We start from the raw sequence: 19,596 nt of genomic DNA on the forward strand, positions 1-19,596 counted from the left end.
AACCGGAGCCATAGATTCGCAGCCCCGGTTCCGGCGGATCGGCGGCGTTTATTTCACCCCAACCGGACGGCCCACCACGACGAAGCGCAAGGCATCAGCATTCAGAAGACGTTTGGCGACGCGCGCCACATCTTCCTTGGTCACCGCCTCAACCTTGGCATTGCGGGTGTTGACGTAGTCGCGCGGCAGCCCCTGCATCTGCATGCCCACCAGAATGTCGGCGATCCGGCCATTGCCGTCAAAGCGCAAAGGATAGGCTCCGGTGAGATAGGTTTTGGCCTCATCCAGCTCTTTGTCCGTCACACCGCCACTGGCCATTTTCGCCCATTCCGCTTTCGTCACCTTGATCGCCTCGGCCACTTTTTCATTGGCCGAAGAGAAACCGCCCTGCCAGGTGGCCCCCAGATCGCGGGGCACGAGGTAGCTGCCGATGCCATAGGTCAGGCCACGCTTTTCGCGCACCTCTTCCATCAGGCGGCTGGCAAAGCCCGCGCCGCCGATGACCTGATTGGCGACATAGGCTGCAAAGAAATCGGGATCATCCATGTCGATCCCGGCCTCACCAAAGATCACCACCGATTGCGGGGTGTCAAAATCCACCACGGTGGTGCCGCCGGTCAGTTTCAGCTCGGCGCGGGGGGGCATCGGTGCGCCGGTGGCGGGCAGGTCGCCCAACAGATGATCCAGCATCTTGCCCAGTTGATCGGGTGTGATGTCCCCCACCGCCGAGACATAGATGCGGTCGCGCGCCAGCACCCGGGCGCGGGCGTCAAACATATCCTCGCGCGTCAGCTTGCTCACGCTCTCGGCGGTGCCGTTCTGGTCGCTGCCATAGGGATGCTCGCCCCAGGCCTGCTGCGCAAAGGCATTGCCCGCAATCGCATTCGGGTCGCGGCTGTCGGCGGCGATGATCGAGAGCACCTGTCCCCGCACCCGGTCGAGCGCATCCTGATCAAAGCGCGGATTGACCAGCGCCTCGCGCAAGAGATTGACCGCCTTGTCGCGGTTGTCGCTGAGCATGCGGGCGGAAACCGACACTGTGTCCGAGCCGGCGTCAAAGCTGAAATCGGCGGCAAGGGATTCCGCCGCCTCGGCAAAGCCCTGGGCGTTCATCTCGCCCGCACCTTCCTCGATCAGCGCGGTCATCAGATTGATCTCACCGCGCTTGCCCGGCGCATCGAGCGAGGTGCCGCCGCGAAAGCGGACCTCCAGCGCGGTGAAGGGGATCGAATGGTCCTCGACCAGCCAGGCCTTCAGCCCGCCGGGCGAGGTCACCTCCTGAATGTCGACGGCATGGGCGGGGCTGGCCACGGCAAAGGGGGCCAGCGCGAGCGTGGCGGCGACGAAAAGCGCGCGGATCATTGCTGCGCCTCCTGTTCCAGAAAGCCGGTGACGGCACGGCGGCGGTCAAACACCTCACGGGCGGCGGTCATCACATCCTCCTCGCTGACCGACATCAGCACATTCGGCCAATCGGCCACATCCTGCACCGTCAGCCCGGTGGCCAAAGCTTCGCCATAGCGGTTGGCGAGCCCCGAGACATTGTCCTGCGCGTAAATCTCCGAGGCGCGGATCTGCGTGCGGATCCGCTCGAACTGTGCGGGGTCGATGCCGTTCTTCAGGAAATCGGCCAGCACCTTGTCCATGTCGCTCTCCAGCTCGGTCAGGCTGACGCCCTCGGCGGGCACCGCGACCAGATTGAAGGTCGTGTCGTCCAGCGAGGTGCCGTCATAAGAGGCGCTGGCATGGATCGCCTTGCCCTGATCGAACATCAGCGCGCGGCCCAGCACCGAGGTGGCGCTGTTGCCGCCGAGAACCTCGGCCAGAATGGTCAGCGCGGCGGCCTTTTTCTGTTCGCCCGGATCGCGCTCTGGCGCGAGATAGCTGCGCACGACATAGGGCTGCTGCACGCGCGGATCGGTATAGGTCAGCCGCCGCTCGGCCAGCTGCGCGGGCTCTTGCGGGCGGACACGCGGCGCCAGATCGGGGGTGGGGTCCAGCGCGCCATAGTATTTCTCGGCCAGCGCCTTCACCTCTTCCGGGGTCACATCGCCCGCCACCACCAGAATGGCGTCATTCGGTGCATAGAAACGGTGATACCAGGCCAGCGCATCATCGCGCGTCATCTGCTCCATCTCCTGCCGCCAGCCGATCACCGGCGTGCCATAGGGGTGGTTGAGATATTGTGCGGCGCGCAACTGCTCGCCAAACAGGGCCGAAGGATCGCTGTCGGTGCGTTGGGCGCGCTCTTCCAGCACCACCTCGCGCTCGGTCTGCCAATCGTCGGGCGAGATCTGCAGATGCCGCATCCGGTCGGCTTCCATCTTCATCACCAGCTCCAGCCGGTCAGCGGCGATGCGCTGGTGGTAGGCGGTGTAATCATAGGAGGTGAAAGCATTGTCCGAGCCGCCGTTCGATTCGACGGTTTTCGAGAACTCGCCCGGGGCCAATGTGTCGGTGCCCTTGAACATCAGATGTTCAAGATAATGCGCCACACCCGATTTGCCGCGCTGCTCATCGGCGGACCCGGCGCGATACCAGACCATCTGCACCACGACCGGGGCACGGTGATCCTCGATCACCACCGCTTCAAGGCCGTTCGGCAGGGTGAAATGCGTCACCGGATGCCCGGCGGGAATCGGCGCCTCGGATTCGGCGGTTTCCGGCGCTTGCGGGATCTGCGTCACCTCGGGGGTGGCCGGTGCGGCGAGGGGGGTGGTTTGTGCCTGTACCGGCAGCGCAAGGCAGAGCCCCAGCACAGCGGTCAGCGGGGTCAGCGGATGGGATGTCATCTAAGCCTCCGGTTCGATGCCCGGAAGCTACGCCGTTCCCCGGCCCGTGCAAACCCGCATGACGCGGAGTTGATCACTTGAGAACGAGTTCGGGATCCGGCGGTGCCGAGACGGTGGGCACGCCTGCAAGACGCCAGCGCTCCAGCTCGATATGTTGGTCCAGCGACATCGGTTTATAGGCGCTGTAATAGACGTTTACCTTCAGGAGACGTTCCAGAAAACGGCCATTATGCTCGCGCCGCCAGTCGAGATCCTCGGCGGCCAGTGTCGTGCGGATGTCACCATCCTGACCAAAGCGGCCGGCGCGCGCCACCAGCGCGCTATCGCCCGCCGGAATGCCCGGACGGGACAGCAGTTCAGGCTTGCCGCCGAGTGCCGCGACGGCATCGGCCACCGGCGTCGGGTCGGTGATGTTGCTGCCGCCCGGCGTCGGCTCGGGAAGGGCAGCCAGATCCGGCGGCATTTGCAGGGGCTTGGTCGGCAGAATCGAGAATTCATCCGGACCGCTGCCCGAGGAATGCAGGAACATCAGCTTGGGTACCTTGTCCCCACCGCCACAAGCGGTCAGCGCCAGAAGCGCTGCGCACAGCGTTCCGTGGATGCCGAATGTCGCCCGCATGCGTTGCTCCCTCATCTTCGTTGCCCTGTTCTAGCCTATGCGCTTGCGCGCGTCACGGGGGTTTTGCCCGGTAAACAGCACGAGCGCCAGTGCCCCGGCGAAAATCGCCACATCCGCGACGTTAAAGGAATAGGGATTGGCCAGCCCCGGCACCGACATGTTGAGGAAATCGGCCACCGCGCCATAGACCAGCCGGTCGATCACATTCCCGAGGGCACCGCCCACCAGAAGCCCGGTTGCCACCTGACCAAGGGTGCCCAGCCGGTTGCGCCGCGCCCAGATCCAGACCCAGACCGAGATCCCCAGCGCCAGCACGATCAGCGCCCAGCGGATCAGCGCGGCATCCCCGGCAAACAGGCCGAAGTTGACGCCCCGGTTCCAGGCCATCTGAAACACCAGCCAGGGGTCGAACACCTCGATCCGCCCGACCTGATCCAGCCGCATCAGATGCACGACGATGTATTTTGACAGCTGATCGAGGATCAGGATCCCCGCGGTGACCCAGACGGCAATCCGCATCTTGCGCTTCCTTCGTGTCAGATTTCCGCCGGGGGCCAAGGCCTGCCCGGCGGAAAAGATCCTGTGGGGGTTTAGTGGCGGAAGTGGCGCATGCCGGTGAAGACCATCGCGAGACCGGCCTCATCCGCCGCCGCGATGACATCGGCGTCGCGCATCGAGCCGCCGGGCTGGATGATCGCCGTGGCGCCCGCCTCCGCGGCGGTGATCAGACCGTCGGCGAAGGGGAAGAACGCATCCGAGGCCACAACCGAGCCTTTGGTCAGCGGCTGACCCAGGCCCAGCACGTCGGCCATGTCCTGCGCCTTGCGCGCCGCGATGCGGGTGCTGTCCACCCGGCTCATCTGCCCCGCGCCAACGCCGACGGTGGCACCGTCTTTCACATAGATGATCGCGTTCGACTTCACATGTTTCGCCACGGTCCAGGCGAACATCAGGTCTTTCAGCTCTTGCTCGGAGGGGGCGCGCTTGGTCACCACTTTCAGATCGTCCATCGTCAGATGGCCGTTGTCTTTGCCCTGCACCAGCATGCCGCCCGCCACCTGACGATAGGCAAGCGAGGCCGCCGCCACATCCGGCAGTGCGCCGGTGGTCAGCAGACGCAGGTTTTTCTTGCCCGCAAAGATCTCGCGCGCCGCATCATCGGCATCGGGGGCGATGACGACTTCGGTAAAGATCTTGCAGATCTCTTCCGCCGTGGCCGCATCCAAAGTCTGGTTCAGCGCGATGATGCCGCCAAAGGCCGAGGTGCGGTCGCAGTCATAGGCACGTTTATAGGCTTCCAGCAGGCTCGCGCCTTGCGCCACGCCGCAGGGGTTGGCGTGTTTGATGATGGCGACAGCCGGGCCCTTGGCCGGGGCAAATTCCGCCACCAGTTCAAAGGCGGCATCGGTGTCGTTGATGTTGTTGTAGCTGAGTTCCTTGCCCTGCAGCTGTTTCGCGGTGGCCACGCCCGGACGGTTCGAGCCGTCCAGATAGAAGGCCGCGGATTGATGCGGGTTTTCGCCATAGCGCAGGCCCTGTGCCAGCGTGCCGGCAAAGGTGCGGCGGCGCGGGGTTTCCTCGCCGATCGCAGCCGCCATCCAGGTGGAGACGGCGCTGTCATAGGCGGCGGTGCGGCCATAGGCGATCTGCGCCTGACGCTGGCGGAACTTCAGGCTGGTGCGGTCGTCGTTGGCATCCAACTCGGCCAGAACCGCGCTGTAATCCTCGACATCCACCACCACGGTGACAAAACCGTGGTTCTTGGCCGCCGCGCGGATCATTGCCGGGCCGCCGATGTCGATGTTCTCGATGCAATCGTCGTAGTCGGCGCCTTTGGCCACGGTGGCCTCGAACGGGTAGAGGTTGACGACCAGGAGATCGATCGCCTCGATCGCATGGGTGCGCATCGCTTCCAGATGCTCTTCATTGTCGCGCAGCGCCAAGAGGCCGCCGTGCACTTTCGGGTGCAGCGTCTTGACCCGCCCATCCATCATTTCCGGGAAACCGGTGACATCGGCCACATCGCGCACGCTCAGCCCCGCCTGACGCAGGGTGATGGCGGTGCCGCCGGTGGACAGGATCTCGACGCCCCGCGCGGCCAGCGCACGGGCGAAATCGACCAGCCCGGTCTTGTCGGAGACGGAGATGAGGGCGCGGCGCAGGGGGACGAGATCGGTCACGGGGCAAGGGTCCTTATTCGGTTTCAGGATCAGATGAGAGGTCTTCGCGCTGAATGTCGCGGATGGCGGCGGGGGTATCCTGTGCCTTGGCCAAGGTCCAGCCAATCTGACAGGCAAAGTCCAGAACCCGGGCGGAAAGTACGATTTGTCGCGCCGCGCGCGGCCGCAACCGGCCTTTTTCCAGATAGACCGAGGGTTCCAGCGTCATATCGGCGATGCCATCGTGGCGGAACACCCAGATCTCGCCGCTCTTCAGCGCCATCGAGACCGCCGCGCCGCCCATGTCGAGGGCGGCATCCACATCGGGATGCAGGTGAAAGCGGATGTCGAAGGGAATCCCCTGCAGGCCCGAGCGCTCCATGATCACCTCAAAGCGGCGGCGGTCATTGGCACTCATCGCGCCCAGAGTATCCTCGCCGGTCAACACCCTTCCGTCGAGCGAGAGGGTAAGGTCGCGCACATGGGTCATCCCATGCGTCGGCACATAGCCGTTATGGCCAAAGAGGATCTTGGTCCCCTCCAGCGCATGTTCGGTTTTCACCCAAACCTCGGTGGGCACATCGGTCAGAATGCCCTTGCTGCCGCGCCCGAGCATCCCCTCGGGGCCAAAGCGCGAGGAGGAATAGCCCTCGATCCCCAGCACCGAATGGCTGGGGGTGGCGCGGCCTGCGCGGTGCCAGTCGGGACCAAAGGCGGCGCCCGAGCCGCAGGAAACGATCAGCGGGCGGCGGCCGGAGGTCACCTCCAGCGCCAAGGTCGAGGCATGGGCGTTTTGCGAGGCGATCCCGGCGGGGGGCGGGGCGGCATCCACAATCACCGTGGTGCGGCCGCCGTGCAGGCGCTGAAACCCCATCGCCAGCCCGTCGGTGGGCAAAGCGCGCACCCCGGCGGCGGCCAAAGCCTGATCCAGCCGCCCCTCAAGGCCCCGCCCGCCGCCGTGATAGCGCGCAAGGCCACCATCGGCATGGCGCAGGGCGCGCAGGGTGGGGGCGATGCGGCTGATCGCGGCCAGATGCGGCGCGGTGGGGCTGCGCCCCGCTTCGCCAAGGGCTGCGGCGGCCCAGGTGAGCAGGGTGAAGACCTCGAGCAGATCCTCGGGGTTGCGGGTGGGGATGCCGCCATCATGGCTGATCTGCGCATCGCATTCCCGCGCCAGCGCCGCCGAAGCGCGGGCCACATGCCGCTCCATCCCTGTCAGCGCCAGCCCGGCATAGATCAGCCCGGTCAGCGCCTCGAACCGCGGCAGGCCCGGCTGGGCGGCGGACCAGCGGCGGCTGAGAAAGGTGGTTTGCTGGGCAAGGCTGCGGAAGAACGCATCGGCATGGGCGCGGTCGCGCCCGTTGAGCAGCAAAAGCGCGTGGTTGATCCAGCGGATCAGTCGCCGCCCGGTCAGATCCGGGGTCCAGCCCGGGCCCGACCCGCCGCCATAGCGGGCGACCCAGTCAAACACCCAGCCCTGCGCAATCTCGCGGGCGCGGCCATCGCCGACGGCGGCCAGATCGTCCAGCCAGGCGCCGCCGTGCAGGGCCTCCTCGAAAGCGGGGTCGGGCATCGGCACATCCCAGAGCGGGCGGCCCTTGGCCTCGATCAGATAGCCCGCGAAGAGGAGATTCCCCGCCAAAAGCTGTTTGCCGCGCGCAAACGAGCCGATGGTGCGTGGCTCCGGCTGGCTGACAAAGCCCGAGGCCGGGCGGCCCGCAGCGGCAATGAAAGCATGCATGCGGTTGAAAAGACGCGTGCTTTTGCCCGCGACTTTCCCATTCGTGCCTGCGATTTGTGCCGTGGACCGTCGTGCCATGCTGCTCCGGGCGTCTTCTTTTGGTCCCCGCGACGGGGAGAGGCTTGCCGTGGGCGCAGAATAGGCCCTGTGTCCGGCGCTGTCACCGCCGAAAACCCGCCTCAGGCCCCGCGTCGGCGGAGAGCGGCAATATAGAAGCCATCCATGCCGCCCAGTTCGGGCCAATAGTCGGGGCGCAACCGCAGCCCGCCCTCGGCCGAAATCCAGTCCGGGTTGACGCCGGGCAGCGTCACAGCCGCGCGGTCCACCTCAAGATCGCGGTGGCGGGCGAGGGCGGCGGTGATCTGCGCCTCGCCCTCTTCCGGCAGGAGCGAGCAGGTGCAGAAGACCAGCCGCCCCTCGGGAGCCAGCCAGCTGAGCGCGCGGTCCAGAAGGTCGGCCTGCAGCGCAAACAGGTGCTTGATGGTGGACGGGTCGCGCGAATAGGGCAGGTCGGGGTGACGGCGCACGGTGCCGGTGGCCGAGCAGGGGGCATCGAGGAGCACGGCATCAAAGGGTGCGTCGGGTTCCCAATGCAGGGCGTCATCGGTGAGGCAGCGGGCCTTGAGACCGGTGCGGGCGAGGTTTTCCGACAGCCGAACCATCCGCGGCCCGGAAATATCCAGCGCGGTAACATCGGCGCCCATCGCCGCCAGTTGCATCGTCTTGCCACCTGGCGCCGCGCAGATGTCGAGCACCCGCGCGCCCGGTGCCGGGGCCAGCGCCCGCGCGGCCAGCGCGGCACCGGCATCCTGCACCCACCAATCGCCCGCGCCATAGCCCGGCAGATCCGAGACCTGCCCGCGCGCCGCCAGCCGGACCGAGCCGGTGGGCAGAACGGTGCCGCCCAAAGCCTCGGCCAAAGCCGCCGGATCGCCGGATTTCGGCGTCAGATCCAGCGGCGCACCGGCCAGATGCGCCACTTCCATCTTCATCGTCATCTGCTTGCCCCAGGCCGACATCAGCCGCCCGCGCAGCCAACCCGGCAGGGCGGGCACCGGCAGGGCGGCAAAGGTCTCGGGCGTGGTCTCGGCCACTTTGCGCAGCACGGCATTCACCAGACCGGCAAAGCTCTCGGTGCGTTTGCCGCCCGAGCGGGCGATGGCCACGGCGGCATTCACCACCCCATGCGGCGCGGACCCCTCGACCAGCATCTCGACCGTGGCCATCTGCAACAGCACCTGAATATCGGCGGGGGGTGCGCGGCGCATATGCGGCTTCAGCACCGCATCGGCGCGGCCCATGTTGCGCAGGGTGGAGAGGGCAAGGCGCTGGGCGCGGGCGCGCTCCTGCACCGGCAGGCCGGTCAGCTGGCCCGCCGCGATCTGATCGGCAAAGGAAACCCCTTCGATCACTGCGCCTGCCACCAGAGAAAGTGCTGCTGTCCGAGCCTGTTCCGCGCCCATGTATCCATCCTGTGCAAGGGGCCTCTTGCCCCCGTGGTAATGTTTCGGGCGCCGCTGCTTGTGACGCCGATCCCGCGCCCGTATATCATGTGGGCTGCGAATGCCACCGTTCAGAGGAATGCCCCATGTCCGACCAGACCCCGAAAACCGGTGCTGAACCGCAATCTGCCGCCGAACGCGCCCGCGATCTGCCGCCCGCCGCCCAGCGCGCTCTGGCCGAGGCCGAGGCCCGCCGCGCCGCTGCCGCGCTGGAGCCCGGCCTGCCGGTGGAGCTGGGCGGCCGCAACGGGCCGGAGCCGGTCCGCTACGGCGATTGGGAGAAAAAGGGCATCGCCATCGACTTTTGAACCGTCGATGCCGCGGACCATCGTGGCAAGCCGCTGATCAGTCAGACAAACCCGCCGCCGCGCGCCCCGCGTGCCGCCCGGTGGCAAGACAACCGGTGAGCAGATAACCGCCCGTCGGCGCTTCCCAGTCCAGCATCTCGCCGCAGGCAAAGACGCCGGGCAGGGCCCGCAATTCCAGCCCCTCGGTCAGTGCCTCCCGCCGGATGCCACCGGCGGTCGAGATCGCCTCATCCATCGGGCGCGGCCCCTGATGGCGGACCGGCAAAGCCTTGATCAACCCCGCCAGCGCGGCCGCATCGCCGGGCAAAGGCCCGCCCCATTCGCGCAAGAGCGCCAGCCGGAGCGGATCAAACTTCAACGATTTGCGCAGCCAGTTGCTGAGGGAATCACGGCCCCTTCCACGCGAAAGACGCCCGGTGATCTCGGTCAGGCTGCGGCCGGGGGCCAGATCCAGCGTCAGCGCGGCCCCGTCGCGGACCGTAGCCGAGAGCGCATAGATGCCGCCGCCCTCGATCCCCCGCGCGGAAATCACAAATTCTCCACGGCTGACCGGCCCCGTCGGGCCGCCTGCCTGCAGCGCAGCGCCTTTCACCGGCTGGCCGAAATGCGGGGCCATATGCGCTGACCACGTCACCAGAAATCCCATATTCGCGGGTTTGAACGGCGCGATCTCCACCCCCCGCGCCGCCAAGAGAGGTGCCCAGGCCCCATCCGAGCCGAGCCGCGCCCAACTCGCGCCCCCCAGCGCCAGAATGATCTGGCGGGCGGTGACGGTTTGCGGCCCCTCGGGCGTGTCAAAGACAAAGCTGCGGCCCGGGCCGGACGCCGCCGGGGATGTGCCTTCCGCGTCTTCCGCGCCCCAGCCCGTCCAACGCCAGTTGCGCTGCAGGACGACACCCGCACCGGCGAGCCGTGCCAGCCAGTGGCGCAGGAGCGGAGAGGCTTTCATCTCCACCGGAAACACCCGCCCGGTCGAGCCGGTGAAGAGATCCACCCCCAACCCTTGCGCCCAATCCATCACCGAAGCCGGGCCGAAGGCGGCCACGATCGGGCGGATCCAATCAGGATCATAGGCGTCACAAAACGCCGCGAGCGGTTCGTCCTTGGTCAGGTTCAACCCGGACTTCCCCGCCATCAGGAATTTGCGTGCCGGGCTGGGTTTCGCCTCGGCGATCAGCACCCGGCGTCCGGCGCAGGCAAGCTGCTCGGCGGCCATCAGCCCCGCCGGACCGGCACCAATGACCAGCGCATCAAGGTGGCGCGGCGGCAGGGCGGGCGGCGTGGGGTCAGACATGGGCACCTCGGCATCGCAGGTTTTCTTGAGGGGACGGGATCTGGCAGCCGGTGCCAGACGGGGAGCGGCGGGGCCGCGCGGACTATGGTGGTGTCAAAGACGGCGGATCAGGGGCGGCGGGGATCGGGGAAGGGGGCATCGGGAATGGCGGGTACGGGGCGGCGGTAGCGGGGCAGGCTGCCGCCGGGGAGGGGCGGATTATTTGCGCGCCATCATCGCCAACCGGACCAGCGCCCGCTCCATCACCGCCATCGCCGGGGCGCGGCTGGAGGACCGCAGGGTGAGGTCGGTCTCAATCAGATGCTTCAGCGCCTCTTCCAGCCGGAACATCCCCCAGTTCTGCGCCTGCCGCAGCATCCGGTCGCGCCGGGGGCCAAAGATCGGCGGCCGCATCCGCGCGATCCCCTCCGCCGGGCCGCCGGGGGCCGAGGCTGCCGCATGCAAGGCCCGGAAATGCCGCAGCGATTGAATGGCGAGCGTCACCGGATTCACCCCTTGCCCGGTCAGGCGCTGCATCATCGGCCCCAACTCCCCCGCGCGGCCCTCGGCCACGATGGAGAGGAGGTCATCCACCCCCGCCTCAATCGTCGCCGGTGCGCAGGCGGCAACATCCGCCGAGATCAAGGGCGTGCTGTCGCCGTATTTATAAAGGCCGATCTTCTCGACTGTCTGGCGGAAGTCACCGGGGTCGAGATCGCGCGCCAGCGCCACCAGATCGGTCATCGCGGCGGGGTCGATGGCGGTCAGGCCCGCCTTTTGCAACGTCTCTTCGATTTCTTCGCGCGAGGGGGGATCATCATAAATCCCAATGGCATAGGCATTGGCGTGGTCTTCGAAAACCTTGCGCAGGGCGGCTTTGGCGGTCAGGTTGCCCGCCGTCACGATCAGCCGCGCATCATTCGGGTGCCATTCCTCCAGCGCCGCCCTGATCGCGGGGGTGGTGGTCTCGGTCGCATCTTCGACAAAGGCGACACGCAGGCCGGGAAAGAACCCCTGCGCCTTCATCGCATCCATCAGCGCGGCGGGATCTTTGCGCAGATCGCCCGCGGGGATCCGCGCCAGCCGCATCTCGGCCTCGCCCTCCGGCCCGATCAGCTGGGCGATCACCTCCTGCCGCCGCAACGACACCCGCATCGCATCGGCCCCAAAAATCAACAGGCCGGTGCGCGCGGGGTCAGGTTTGGCGAAATAGCGGCTGGCAGAGGGGCCGGTCAGCTTCATCGCATTACCGGGGCAGCGAGCTGGAGGTGGCCAGAAGGCGGGTCACGATCTGATCGGCAAGAAGCCGCATCAGCCGGGCATGCGCGTCATCTTCGGCGGTGCGGGTCGACACGGTCGAGCCCGAGGCGGACCATGAGGTAAAGGAGCTCACATCGCCGTTCAGCAAGAGCGCATCGGTTTCCGCGTCGCGCAGGCTGTAGCTGGCGCTGCCCGAAAGCGAATAGCGTGTGGTCGCGTTGTCGGGGGTGATCGCCTGGCCGATGGCCTTGGTTTCCACCTCATAGGCCAGGCGGTAGGCCGGGGCCTTGGCCGGGCCGAGCCGCTCGGACAGGCGTCGGGTCAGCGCGAATTCATCCGGGGTCTTCGGATCATCCGCCCGCACGCGGTTCAACAAAGCCGTGCCGCCTGCGCCCGGTGCATAGGCAGGGGTGAAACCGCAGCCCGCCACCGTCGCCACAAGGGCGGCGGCGGCGCTCAGGCGCAGGAACTGGCGGCGATCAGATGACGACATTGACGATCCGGCCCGGGACAACGATGAGTTTCTTCGGGCTCTGGCCTGCCAGAACCTTGATCACAGTCTCATCCGCCAGCACCAGTTTTTCAACCTCGGATGCGGGCATGTCGCGCGGCACGGTCACATCCGAGCGTTTCTTGCCGTTGATCTGGATCGGCAGCGTCACGCTGTCCTCAACCAGGAGCGCGGGATCGGCCTTGGGCCAAGGCGCGGTGACCACGAGGCCCGCGCCGCCCAGCACCTGCCAGATGTCTTCGGCCAGATGCGGCACCATCGGCGCCATCAGCTGTGCCATCAGCTTCATCGCATCACGCTTGGCCGGGTTGGCCGCGCTGGACTTCGACATCGCATTGGTCAGGCCATAAAGCGCCGCCACCGCCTTGTTGAAGGCAAAGCCCTCAATGGAGCGGGTAACATCTTCCACCGCTTTGTGCGCGGCTTTCAGCAGCGCCAGATCTTCGGCGCCGCTGGTGGCAGAGGCCTCGCCGCCCGCACCTTCCGAGATTTCATGCGCGATGCGCCACACCCGGGCGAGGAATTTCGACGTGGCCTCCGCCCCGGAGGCGGTCCATTCCACGTCCCGCTCGGGCGGGCTGTCGGCCATGACGAAGAATCGCGCGGTATCGGCGCCGAAAGAGGTGATGATGTTCACCGGATCGACGACGTTTTTCTTGGATTTCGACATCTTGGCCGAGGGGATAATTTCGACCAAGGCGTTATGCGCTCGGAGCCGTTCTATTAGGCCTTCCGGGTCGCCTTCTCCGATATTCCAGAACGGTCCTTTGAGCCCGACGATCCGTTGATTGCCGATCACGAGTTCTTCGACATCCTCGGGCAGGTGATAGACCGCGCGGCCATTGGCGTCGCGGGTCAGATAAATTTCATGCGTCACCATGCCTTGGGTGAACAGCGCATTGAACGGCTCAATCGCTTTGGCGGGCAGATGGCCGGTCTTGTGCATCGCGCGGGCGAAGAAGCGCGAATAGAGCAGGTGCAGAATCGCATGCTCGATGCCGCCGATATATTGATCGACGTTCATCCAATAGGCGGCATCTTCGGCCACGGTCGGCGTGGCGGCATGCGGCGCGGTGAAGCGCGCGTAATACCACGAGCTGTCGACAAAGGTGTCCATCGTATCGGTTTCGCGGCGGGCGGGTGCGCCGCAGCTGGGGCAGGAGCAATCGCGCCAGGTCGGGTGCCGGTCGAGCGGGTTGCCCGGCTGGTCAAAGGTCACGTCATCGGGCAGGCGGACCGGCAGGTTCTCTTTCTTCTCCGGCACCACGCCACAGGTGGCGCAATGCACCACCGGAATCGGGCAGCCCCAATAGCGCTGACGGCTCAGGCCCCAGTCGCGCAGGCGGAATTTGGTGACGCCGGTGCCAAAGCCCTTTTCCTCGGCCACGGCAATGGCGGCGGCAATCGCTGCTTCGCCGGTCTGCACCGTCTCGCCTGCAAAGCCACGGATATAGCGCACGGGCTCGGATTTCAGCGGGGTGTATTCGCCCTTCGGATAGGCGCCTTCCAGCGGCTCGAACACCGGCAGAATCGGCAGGGAATATTTGGTGGCAAACTCAAAGTCGCGCGCGTCATGCGCCGGGCAGCCGAAAATCGCGCCGGTGCCGTAATCCATCAGGATGAAATTGGCGATATAGACCGGCAGTTCCAGCTCGGGGTTCAGCGGATGCCGCACGCGGATGCCGGTGTCCATGCCCAGCTTTTCAGCGGTCTCGATGGCTTCCTCGGTGGTGCCACCCTTGCGGCATTCGGCGATGAAGGCGGCCAGCGCCGGGTTTTGCGCCTCGAGCGCCTTCGCCAGCGGATGATCGGGCGAGATGCCCGCAAAGCTGGCGCCCATCAGCGTGTCGGGGCGGGTGGTGTAAACCTCGAGCGTGTCAAAGCCTTCGGGCGCATTCACCAGATCAAAGCCGAATTGCAGACCGCGCGATTTGCCGATCCAGTTGGCCTGCATCAGGCGCACCTTCTCCGGCCAGTCCTTCAGACCGTCCAGCGCATCAAGAAGCTCTTCGGCCATATCCGAGATCTTGAAGAACCACTGGGTCAGCTCGCGCCGTTCCACCAGCGCGCCCGAGCGCCAGCCGCGGCCATCCTCAACCTGTTCATTTGCCAGAACCGTCATATCGACCGGATCCCAGTTCACCACGGCATTCTTGCGGTAGACAAGGCCCGCCTCAAGCATGTCGAGGAACATCGCCTGTTGCTGGCCGTAATATTCCGGGTCGCAGGTGGCAAATTCGCGGGACCAGTCAATCGACAGGCCCAGCGGCTTCATCTGCGCGCGCATGTCGGCGATATTGCCGTAGGTCCAGTCCTTGGGGTGGCCGCCGCGCTCCATCGCCGCGTTTTCGGCGGGCATGCCGAAAGCGTCCCAGCCCATCGGATGCAGCACGGAAAAGCCGCAGCTCATCTTGTAGCGCGCGACCACATCGCCCATCGTATAGTTGCGCACATGGCCCATATGGATGCGCCCCGACGGATAGGGGAACATCTCGAGCACGTAATATTTGGGTTTTGCGGCGTCGCGTCGGGCGGTGAAGACACCGGCCTCATGCCACGCCTCCTGCCATTTTGCTTCGGTGACAGCGGGTTCGTAACGCGACATCTCGGGCCCCTCATCGGAATTCGTCCGCGCCTGACTACACCGGGCGGGGGCAAGAGGTCCAGAGAGCGGCCATCGCCTTTGGTCATTTAACCGTCAGGCGCGGCGGTTGGGCCGGTTGGGATCTGCGTCACAGATGCCGGGGGCTGCGAGGGCGGCCGGTGCCGCCCCGCCCCGGCGGCGATCAGAGTTTCGAATCGCGGATGCGCAACTGACGGGCGCGGGTCAGGATGGCGTCCTCGACGGCGCGCACGGTATCGGCGGCCACGGCGCCGCCGCCGCTGCCCTGCAGGGCCACGTTCAGCGAGCGGGCATCGAGCGCCGGATCCTGCACCAGGATCGTGGCGCGGTAGGAGCGGCCGCCCCCCGGCGGGGTGCCATAGCCGGTCACGATGACGCCGGTGAACGGGTCAACCGATTGGATCGGCAAGAAGTCGAGCACTTCCAGCGAGGCCTGCCAGAGGTATTTGTTCACCTCGACCGTGGTGTTGGGGTCGGCGGCGTTGGAGAACAGGCTCCAGATGGTTTCTTCGTTGGTCGCCTTGGCGGTGCCGCGCTGTGCCAGCGGTGCCGGCTCTGCTGCGGCAGGCTTCCGGCTGCCAAACAGCTTGCCGCTGCCGATGCCGCCACCGCAACCCGCCAGCGCGGCGATAAGCGCCACTGTTCCAGATGTACGCAAGATGCGACCAAAGGTCATCGGCACTGCCCCCATTTCTACGTCTTTGCTGTCTAGCCCAAGCCCCGGAGGGCGACAAGGTTTTTAGCGCCACGGGGGGCATGCGCCGCGCGCTTTGGGGGAAAGGCTGCTTTCAGCGGTGGTTAGAAAGCCCAGACCCCCACAACGCGACGGACCCCTGATGGGCCGACGCTGCTTTGCTGCGACCCGCCCCGCGCCGCTGCGGCGCCGCCCGGAACCTGTGCGCGGGAGATGGTTGTGGTTCGTGGCGATGACCTGTGGCTATAGACCCTGCCGCATCCTCCGCGCGAGGGAGCCTTCACCTCCGCTCTCCTGAGAAGCCACCGCGAAGGGCACGCGCCGCTGTGCTCCCCCTGCGGGCCGTGATGTCCGGCGGCATCGGCAGGCAACGCCCGCGACCGCGCAGGCCTCGGCAATGCGATTATGCCAGGGCTGGGGCGGGAAATGCGCGGCGGGGCGGCTCGTGGCCTGTCTTTGACTGCCGCGCACCGCGCGGGCGCGCGTACTCTATAACATGACGGCGCTGCGCCCGTTTGCCTGTAGCCGCAGGCACTTTGACGGTTGATCCGGGGCGGGGGGCGATGCGGGGACTGTGGCAACTCTGCACCACGCCGGGGCCTTGCACTGCCCCGGCGACCGTTTTCGTTGCAATAAGAAGGGGGAGGCGAGAAAAAGCAGCATACCCAATTCGGATTCCCCTGAATTGGGCCCCACCTTAGAGACAACGAGGGAAAACGATGAAAAAGTTTCTGATCGCGACCACCGCCCTGGCACTGACCGCCGGCGCTGCCGCTGCTGAAGTTAAAGTTTCCGGCGACGGCCGTATGGGCATCTACTACGACGGCAACGACGCGCAGTTCTCCTCGCGTCTGCGCGCCAAGTTCACCATGACCGGTGAAACCGATGGCGGTCTGGCATTCGGCGGTTCGTTCCGCGTTGACCAAGAAGACGAAATTGGCAACCGTGCATCGAACGGCACCGCTGGTTCGGTCTACATCTCGGGCGCCTTTGGCAAACTCGAAATGGGCGACGTGGTTTCGGCTTCGGAAGCTGCAATCGGCGACCTGGCTGGCGTTGGCTACGGCCCGATCACCTCGTACAACGAGTGGAACTTCCTGACCGCTGACGGCAACAACATCAACCAAGGCCCGAACATCCTGTATTCGTACTCGACCGGCGCGCTTGACCTGTACGCCTCGATGAGCGACGGCGCAGGCACCGGCGTTGACGTTGCTTACTCGCTGGCAGCTGCCTACTCGATGGGCGACTACTCGGTGTCGCTCGGCTACGCTGACGATGGCCTGACCACCGAAATCGGTCTGGGCGGCTCGGCCACCTTCGGCGCTGTGACCGTGAAAGCGGCCTACTTCGACTACAACGACTCGCCGTCGTACGAAAAAGCCTACGGTCTGTCGGCTGTGTACAAAGCCAACGCTCTGAGCGTTTCGGGCTACTACAACACCTACGAAGATCTGGCTGGCTCGAACTGGGACACCTTCGGTGTGGGCGCTGCCTACGACCTGGGTGGCGGCGCGACCCTGGCTGGCGGCATCGTCGACTCCGACTTCGCTGCAGACACCGTTGCCGACTTCGGCATCAAGTTCTCGTTCTGATATCAGAACGGAACTTCGGTTCTACGGAAAGAGCGGGCTTCGGCCCGCTCTTTTCTTTTGCCCCGGGCCGTTTTGTCCGGGGCTTTTCATTTGACGGAGCCTGTGGCTTTTTGGGCGGGCAGCAGACCGGAGGGTAAGATGGGCTTGGCAGATATTCAGGCAGCTATTGCGGTGGCAGAAGTAGCGGCCGAGCGCGCCGCCGGGTCTGTTCAGCTGATTGCCGTCTCCAAGGTGCAGCCAGCCGAGCGGGTTCTGGACGTGCTGAACGCTGGCTGGCGGCTCTTTGGCGAGAATTACGTGCAGGAGGCGGCGGGCAAATGGCCCGACTGGCGCGGCGCCTTCCCGGATGTGGCCGTGCATATGATCGGCCCGTTGCAGACCAACAAAGCCAAACAGGCGGTGGAGCTGTTTGAGGCGATCCATACGCTGGACCGCCCCTCGCTCGCCACGAAACTGGCGGGTTTGGCGCAGGCGCGGGGGACATCGCCCGAGCTTTTCATTCAAGTGAACATAGGGTCGGAGCCGCAAAAGGCCGGGGTTCTGCCGGAAGGGGCGGATGAATTCATCGCCAGCTGCCGGGGCATGGATCTGCCGGTGGTGGGGCTGATGTGCATTCCGCCGGAGGGCGAGACCAGCATGCCGCATTTCACCGCACTGGGCGAGATTGCCGCGCGCAACGGGCTGAGCGGCCTCTCAATGGGAATGAGCGGTGATTTTGAGGCGGCGATTGCGGCGGGGGCCACGCATGTCCGGGTGGGCAGCGCGATCTTCGGGGCCCGCGCCTACGCTTAGGCCTTGTCTTGCGCCTGGCTGCCGCGGGGTGTCGCGCTGGCGAGCGGCGGGATGATCAGCCTCGTTCCGGGGGGCAAGCGGCGGGCGATCCAGAGCAGGTGATCGCGGCGAAAACCGAGGCAGCCTGCGGTGGGAAAACCCGCCCGGCGGCGCTGGTGCAAAAAGATCGCCGAGCCTGCGCCGGGCCGGGCATCGGGATAGTTCCAGTCGGTGATCAGCACGATGTCATAGAGCGGATCGGCGCGGCGCAGCATCTCATGGCTGGCGGCAAAGGGCGCGCGGACATGGCTGTTATAGGCCGGATCGCCGCCGGCATCGCACCACAGATCGCCCGGCAGGATCGGTTGCGCCCAGCTCGCCACAGCCTGTCGCGCGATCCGGTCGGGGCGATAAAGCAGCCCCAGCACCCGATGCACCCCGGCGGGCGTCGCGCCGTCGCCTTCGCGTTTATTGGTGGAAATGCCGCCGCGCCCGAGGGTGACCGGAAAGCAGCGTCCTTTCCAGAGCAGCCCCTGCGGGGTCAGGCGCATGTCGTCGCGGCTCACAGAAGATGCCCCGATTTGGCGGCTTTGGTGGCGAGATAGGCGGCGTTGTGGCGGCCAAGGCCGACCTGCAAGGGCACACGCTCGGTCACATCGATGCCATTGGCCGAGAGCATTGCCACCTTGCGCGGGTTGTTGGTCAGCAGGCGGACCTGCGAAAAGCCCAGCCGTTTCAGCAGGGCAGAACCGATGCGAAAGTCGCGCTCATCATCCTCAAACCCCAGCCGGTGATTGGCCTCGACCGTGTCAAAGCCCTGATCCTGCAAGGAATAGGCCCGCATCTTATTGGCGAGGCCAATCCCGCGTCCCTCCTGGTTGAGGTACAGCAGAACCCCGGCCCCCGCCTCGCCCATCTGGGTGAGGGCCGCATGCAGCTGCGGGCCGCAGTCGCATTTCAGGCTGCCCAAAACATCGCCGGTGAAACAGGCCGAATGCAGGCGCGCGAGAACCGGCTTGTCGCGGGCGGGCGCGCCGATTTCGATGGCATAATGCTCGGCGCCGCCATCATCGGGGCGGAAAATATGCAGCCGGCCGGCTTCGGAAAATGCCATCGGCAGCCGCGCGGCGGCCACGGGGAAGAGGGCGGCGGCAGCGGCCAGTTGTGTATCTGCCTCCGCCCCGGGCAGGCAGGTCAGTCCTTCCGGGGCGTCACCGGTCAGCGGCACCATCAGCGCGGCGGGCAAAAGCTGCGCCGATTTGGCCAGCTGAATCGCGGTGCGGTGCAGCGCGGCAGAGCCTTCGCGCCGCGCCTGCAGCGGCCCCTTCATCGGCATCATCAGATCATTCGCCGGATCCGCGAGGCCGCGCAGCCAGGTGCAATCCACCCCCCTCGGCACCGCGATGCGCGCCAGATCGCCGTCATAGGCGCGGGCCTTCAGCGTCTCGGCGCGCCGCGCGGTCAGCGCCAGATCGAGGGGGCCGAGCGCCGCCATATCGGCGAGACGCGCCGGGGTGAGGACCTCCACCGCCAGGGCCAGCCAGTCCCCGTCAGGGCCGCGCAAAACCACCGGCAGGCCCATGCGCAGATCGGCGCGGGCGCGGTTCAGGCGTTCGGTCAGACTGGGGCCAAGAGCCATCGGCATCTCCTTCTTGCGGCTCAGAGATAGCGCTGCGTGACATAAATTGAAACATCTGACCGCTCTGCGACACGTCCGCGTGAGGTTTCTTTCATCACCCTTGTCCTGC

Annotated in this window: 17 protein-coding genes; 3 read left to right on the top strand and 14 right to left on the bottom strand. The window is 66.1% G+C overall.

Annotation, left to right across the window (positions count from 1 at the left end):
* Positions 1-48: 48 nt before the first annotated feature.
* From ACEN2S_RS04245 to ACEN2S_RS04275, 7 genes are all read right to left on the bottom strand, one after another.
* On the bottom strand, positions 49-1,362 hold the full coding sequence (locus ACEN2S_RS04245) for a M16 family metallopeptidase (RefSeq protein ID WP_441862804.1): 1,314 nt from the start codon (positions 1,360-1,362) through the stop codon (positions 49-51).
* The gene (locus ACEN2S_RS04250) at positions 1,359-2,792 is read right to left on the bottom strand and encodes a M16 family metallopeptidase (RefSeq protein ID WP_441862807.1); all 1,434 of its coding nucleotides are present in this window, start codon (positions 2,790-2,792) and stop codon (positions 1,359-1,361) included. The genes ACEN2S_RS04245 and ACEN2S_RS04250 overlap by 4 nt, the downstream gene beginning before the upstream one ends.
* A 73-nt stretch (positions 2,793-2,865) precedes the next feature.
* Positions 2,866-3,411 carry a DUF3035 domain-containing protein gene (locus ACEN2S_RS04255; protein WP_441862809.1) on the bottom strand — a complete coding sequence of 182 codons (546 nt, stop codon included), beginning with the start codon at positions 3,409-3,411 and terminating at the stop codon, positions 2,866-2,868.
* 30 nt (positions 3,412-3,441) lie between these two features.
* Positions 3,442-3,930: a signal peptidase II gene (gene lspA, locus ACEN2S_RS04260; protein ID WP_441862811.1), complete on the bottom strand. Its 489-nt coding sequence runs from the start codon at positions 3,928-3,930 to the stop codon at positions 3,442-3,444.
* Between the two features lie 71 nt (positions 3,931-4,001).
* Positions 4,002-5,591, bottom strand: coding sequence for a bifunctional phosphoribosylaminoimidazolecarboxamide formyltransferase/IMP cyclohydrolase (purH, locus tag ACEN2S_RS04265; protein ID WP_441862813.1), 1,590 nt, complete (start codon positions 5,589-5,591; stop codon positions 4,002-4,004).
* A 13-nt stretch (positions 5,592-5,604) separates the two neighbouring features.
* On the bottom strand, positions 5,605-7,389 hold the full coding sequence (locus tag ACEN2S_RS04270) for a heparinase II/III family protein (RefSeq protein WP_441862815.1): 1,785 nt from the start codon (positions 7,387-7,389) through the stop codon (positions 5,605-5,607).
* Between the two features lie 101 nt (positions 7,390-7,490).
* Positions 7,491-8,774, bottom strand: a complete 1,284-nt coding sequence (locus tag ACEN2S_RS04275; protein ID WP_441862817.1) for an RsmB/NOP family class I SAM-dependent RNA methyltransferase — start codon at positions 8,772-8,774, stop codon at positions 7,491-7,493.
* 125 nt (positions 8,775-8,899) lie between these two features.
* On the opposite strand from ACEN2S_RS04275, the gene ACEN2S_RS04280 reads away from it, so the two are divergent.
* A complete protein-coding gene (locus tag ACEN2S_RS04280) occupies positions 8,900-9,121 on the top strand; it encodes a DUF1674 domain-containing protein (protein WP_441862819.1) in 222 nt (73 codons plus the stop codon).
* A 37-nt stretch (positions 9,122-9,158) separates the two neighbouring features.
* Here ACEN2S_RS04280 and ACEN2S_RS04285 read toward each other — a convergent pair whose 3' ends face one another.
* The 5 genes from ACEN2S_RS04285 to ACEN2S_RS04305 form a co-directional block, all read right to left on the bottom strand.
* The gene (locus ACEN2S_RS04285) at positions 9,159-10,415 is read right to left on the bottom strand and encodes a TIGR03862 family flavoprotein (protein WP_441862821.1); all 1,257 of its coding nucleotides are present in this window, start codon (positions 10,413-10,415) and stop codon (positions 9,159-9,161) included.
* Between the two features lie 198 nt (positions 10,416-10,613).
* Positions 10,614-11,636: a DNA polymerase III subunit delta gene (gene holA / locus ACEN2S_RS04290; RefSeq protein ID WP_441862824.1), complete on the bottom strand. Its 1,023-nt coding sequence runs from the start codon at positions 11,634-11,636 to the stop codon at positions 10,614-10,616.
* A 4-nt stretch (positions 11,637-11,640) separates the two neighbouring features.
* Positions 11,641-12,147, bottom strand: a complete 507-nt coding sequence (gene lptE / locus ACEN2S_RS04295) for an LPS assembly lipoprotein LptE (RefSeq protein ID WP_441862826.1) — start codon at positions 12,145-12,147, stop codon at positions 11,641-11,643.
* Positions 12,134-14,770, bottom strand: coding sequence for a leucine--tRNA ligase (gene leuS / locus ACEN2S_RS04300; RefSeq protein ID WP_441862828.1), 2,637 nt, complete (start codon positions 14,768-14,770; stop codon positions 12,134-12,136). The genes lptE and leuS overlap by 14 nt, the downstream gene beginning before the upstream one ends.
* 181 nt (positions 14,771-14,951) lie before the next feature.
* On the bottom strand, positions 14,952-15,464 hold the full coding sequence (locus ACEN2S_RS04305) for a DUF3576 domain-containing protein (RefSeq protein ID WP_441862830.1): 513 nt from the start codon (positions 15,462-15,464) through the stop codon (positions 14,952-14,954).
* Between the two features lie 737 nt (positions 15,465-16,201).
* Between ACEN2S_RS04305 and ACEN2S_RS04310 the strand changes: the two genes are divergently transcribed.
* Both ACEN2S_RS04310 and ACEN2S_RS04315 read left to right on the top strand, forming a co-directional pair.
* Complete coding sequence (locus ACEN2S_RS04310; protein WP_441862832.1) at positions 16,202-17,077, top strand: porin; 876 nt, start codon at positions 16,202-16,204, stop codon at positions 17,075-17,077.
* A gap of 138 nt (positions 17,078-17,215) precedes the next feature.
* Complete coding sequence (locus tag ACEN2S_RS04315) at positions 17,216-17,869, top strand: YggS family pyridoxal phosphate-dependent enzyme (protein ID WP_441862834.1); 654 nt, start codon at positions 17,216-17,218, stop codon at positions 17,867-17,869.
* Here the strand turns inward: ACEN2S_RS04315 and ACEN2S_RS04320 are convergent.
* Both ACEN2S_RS04320 and ribA read right to left on the bottom strand, forming a co-directional pair.
* Complete coding sequence (locus ACEN2S_RS04320; protein ID WP_441862926.1) at positions 17,866-18,399, bottom strand: L,D-transpeptidase family protein; 534 nt, start codon at positions 18,397-18,399, stop codon at positions 17,866-17,868. The two genes, ACEN2S_RS04315 and ACEN2S_RS04320, sit on opposite strands and share 4 nt — an antisense overlap.
* A gap of 11 nt (positions 18,400-18,410) precedes the next feature.
* Entirely contained in the window at positions 18,411-19,487 is a 1,077-nt protein-coding gene (ribA, locus tag ACEN2S_RS04325; protein ID WP_441862836.1) for a GTP cyclohydrolase II, read from the bottom strand.
* Between the last annotated feature and the right edge of the window lie 109 nt (positions 19,488-19,596).

The sequence above is a fragment of the Phaeovulum sp. W22_SRMD_FR3 genome (genome assembly GCF_052113705.1).
Lineage (GTDB): Bacteria > Pseudomonadota > Alphaproteobacteria > Rhodobacterales > Rhodobacteraceae > JBGQOG01.

Coding starts and splice junctions, on each gene's coding strand:
- ACEN2S_RS04315 (WP_441862834.1), top strand. CDS start 17,216: ATGGGCTTGGCAGATATTCAGGCAGCTATTGCGGTGGCAGAAGTAGCG.
- ACEN2S_RS04250 (WP_441862807.1), bottom strand. CDS start 2,792: ATGACATCCCATCCGCTGACCCCGCTGACCGCTGTGCTGGGGCTCTGC.
- ACEN2S_RS04280 (WP_441862819.1), top strand. CDS start 8,900: ATGTCCGACCAGACCCCGAAAACCGGTGCTGAACCGCAATCTGCCGCC.
- ACEN2S_RS04275 (WP_441862817.1), bottom strand. CDS start 8,774: ATGGGCGCGGAACAGGCTCGGACAGCAGCACTTTCTCTGGTGGCAGGC.
- ACEN2S_RS04305 (WP_441862830.1), bottom strand. CDS start 15,464: ATGACCTTTGGTCGCATCTTGCGTACATCTGGAACAGTGGCGCTTATC.
- holA (WP_441862824.1), bottom strand. CDS start 11,636: ATGAAGCTGACCGGCCCCTCTGCCAGCCGCTATTTCGCCAAACCTGAC.
- ACEN2S_RS04320 (WP_441862926.1), bottom strand. CDS start 18,399: ATGCGCCTGACCCCGCAGGGGCTGCTCTGGAAAGGACGCTGCTTTCCG.
- ACEN2S_RS04310 (WP_441862832.1), top strand. CDS start 16,202: ATGAAAAAGTTTCTGATCGCGACCACCGCCCTGGCACTGACCGCCGGC.
- lptE (WP_441862826.1), bottom strand. CDS start 12,147: ATGTCGTCATCTGATCGCCGCCAGTTCCTGCGCCTGAGCGCCGCCGCC.
- ribA (WP_441862836.1), bottom strand. CDS start 19,487: ATGGCTCTTGGCCCCAGTCTGACCGAACGCCTGAACCGCGCCCGCGCC.
- ACEN2S_RS04255 (WP_441862809.1), bottom strand. CDS start 3,411: ATGCGGGCGACATTCGGCATCCACGGAACGCTGTGCGCAGCGCTTCTG.
- leuS (WP_441862828.1), bottom strand. CDS start 14,770: ATGTCGCGTTACGAACCCGCTGTCACCGAAGCAAAATGGCAGGAGGCG.
- lspA (WP_441862811.1), bottom strand. CDS start 3,930: ATGCGGATTGCCGTCTGGGTCACCGCGGGGATCCTGATCCTCGATCAG.
- ACEN2S_RS04285 (WP_441862821.1), bottom strand. CDS start 10,415: ATGTCTGACCCCACGCCGCCCGCCCTGCCGCCGCGCCACCTTGATGCG.
- ACEN2S_RS04245 (WP_441862804.1), bottom strand. CDS start 1,362: ATGATCCGCGCGCTTTTCGTCGCCGCCACGCTCGCGCTGGCCCCCTTT.
- ACEN2S_RS04270 (WP_441862815.1), bottom strand. CDS start 7,389: ATGGCACGACGGTCCACGGCACAAATCGCAGGCACGAATGGGAAAGTC.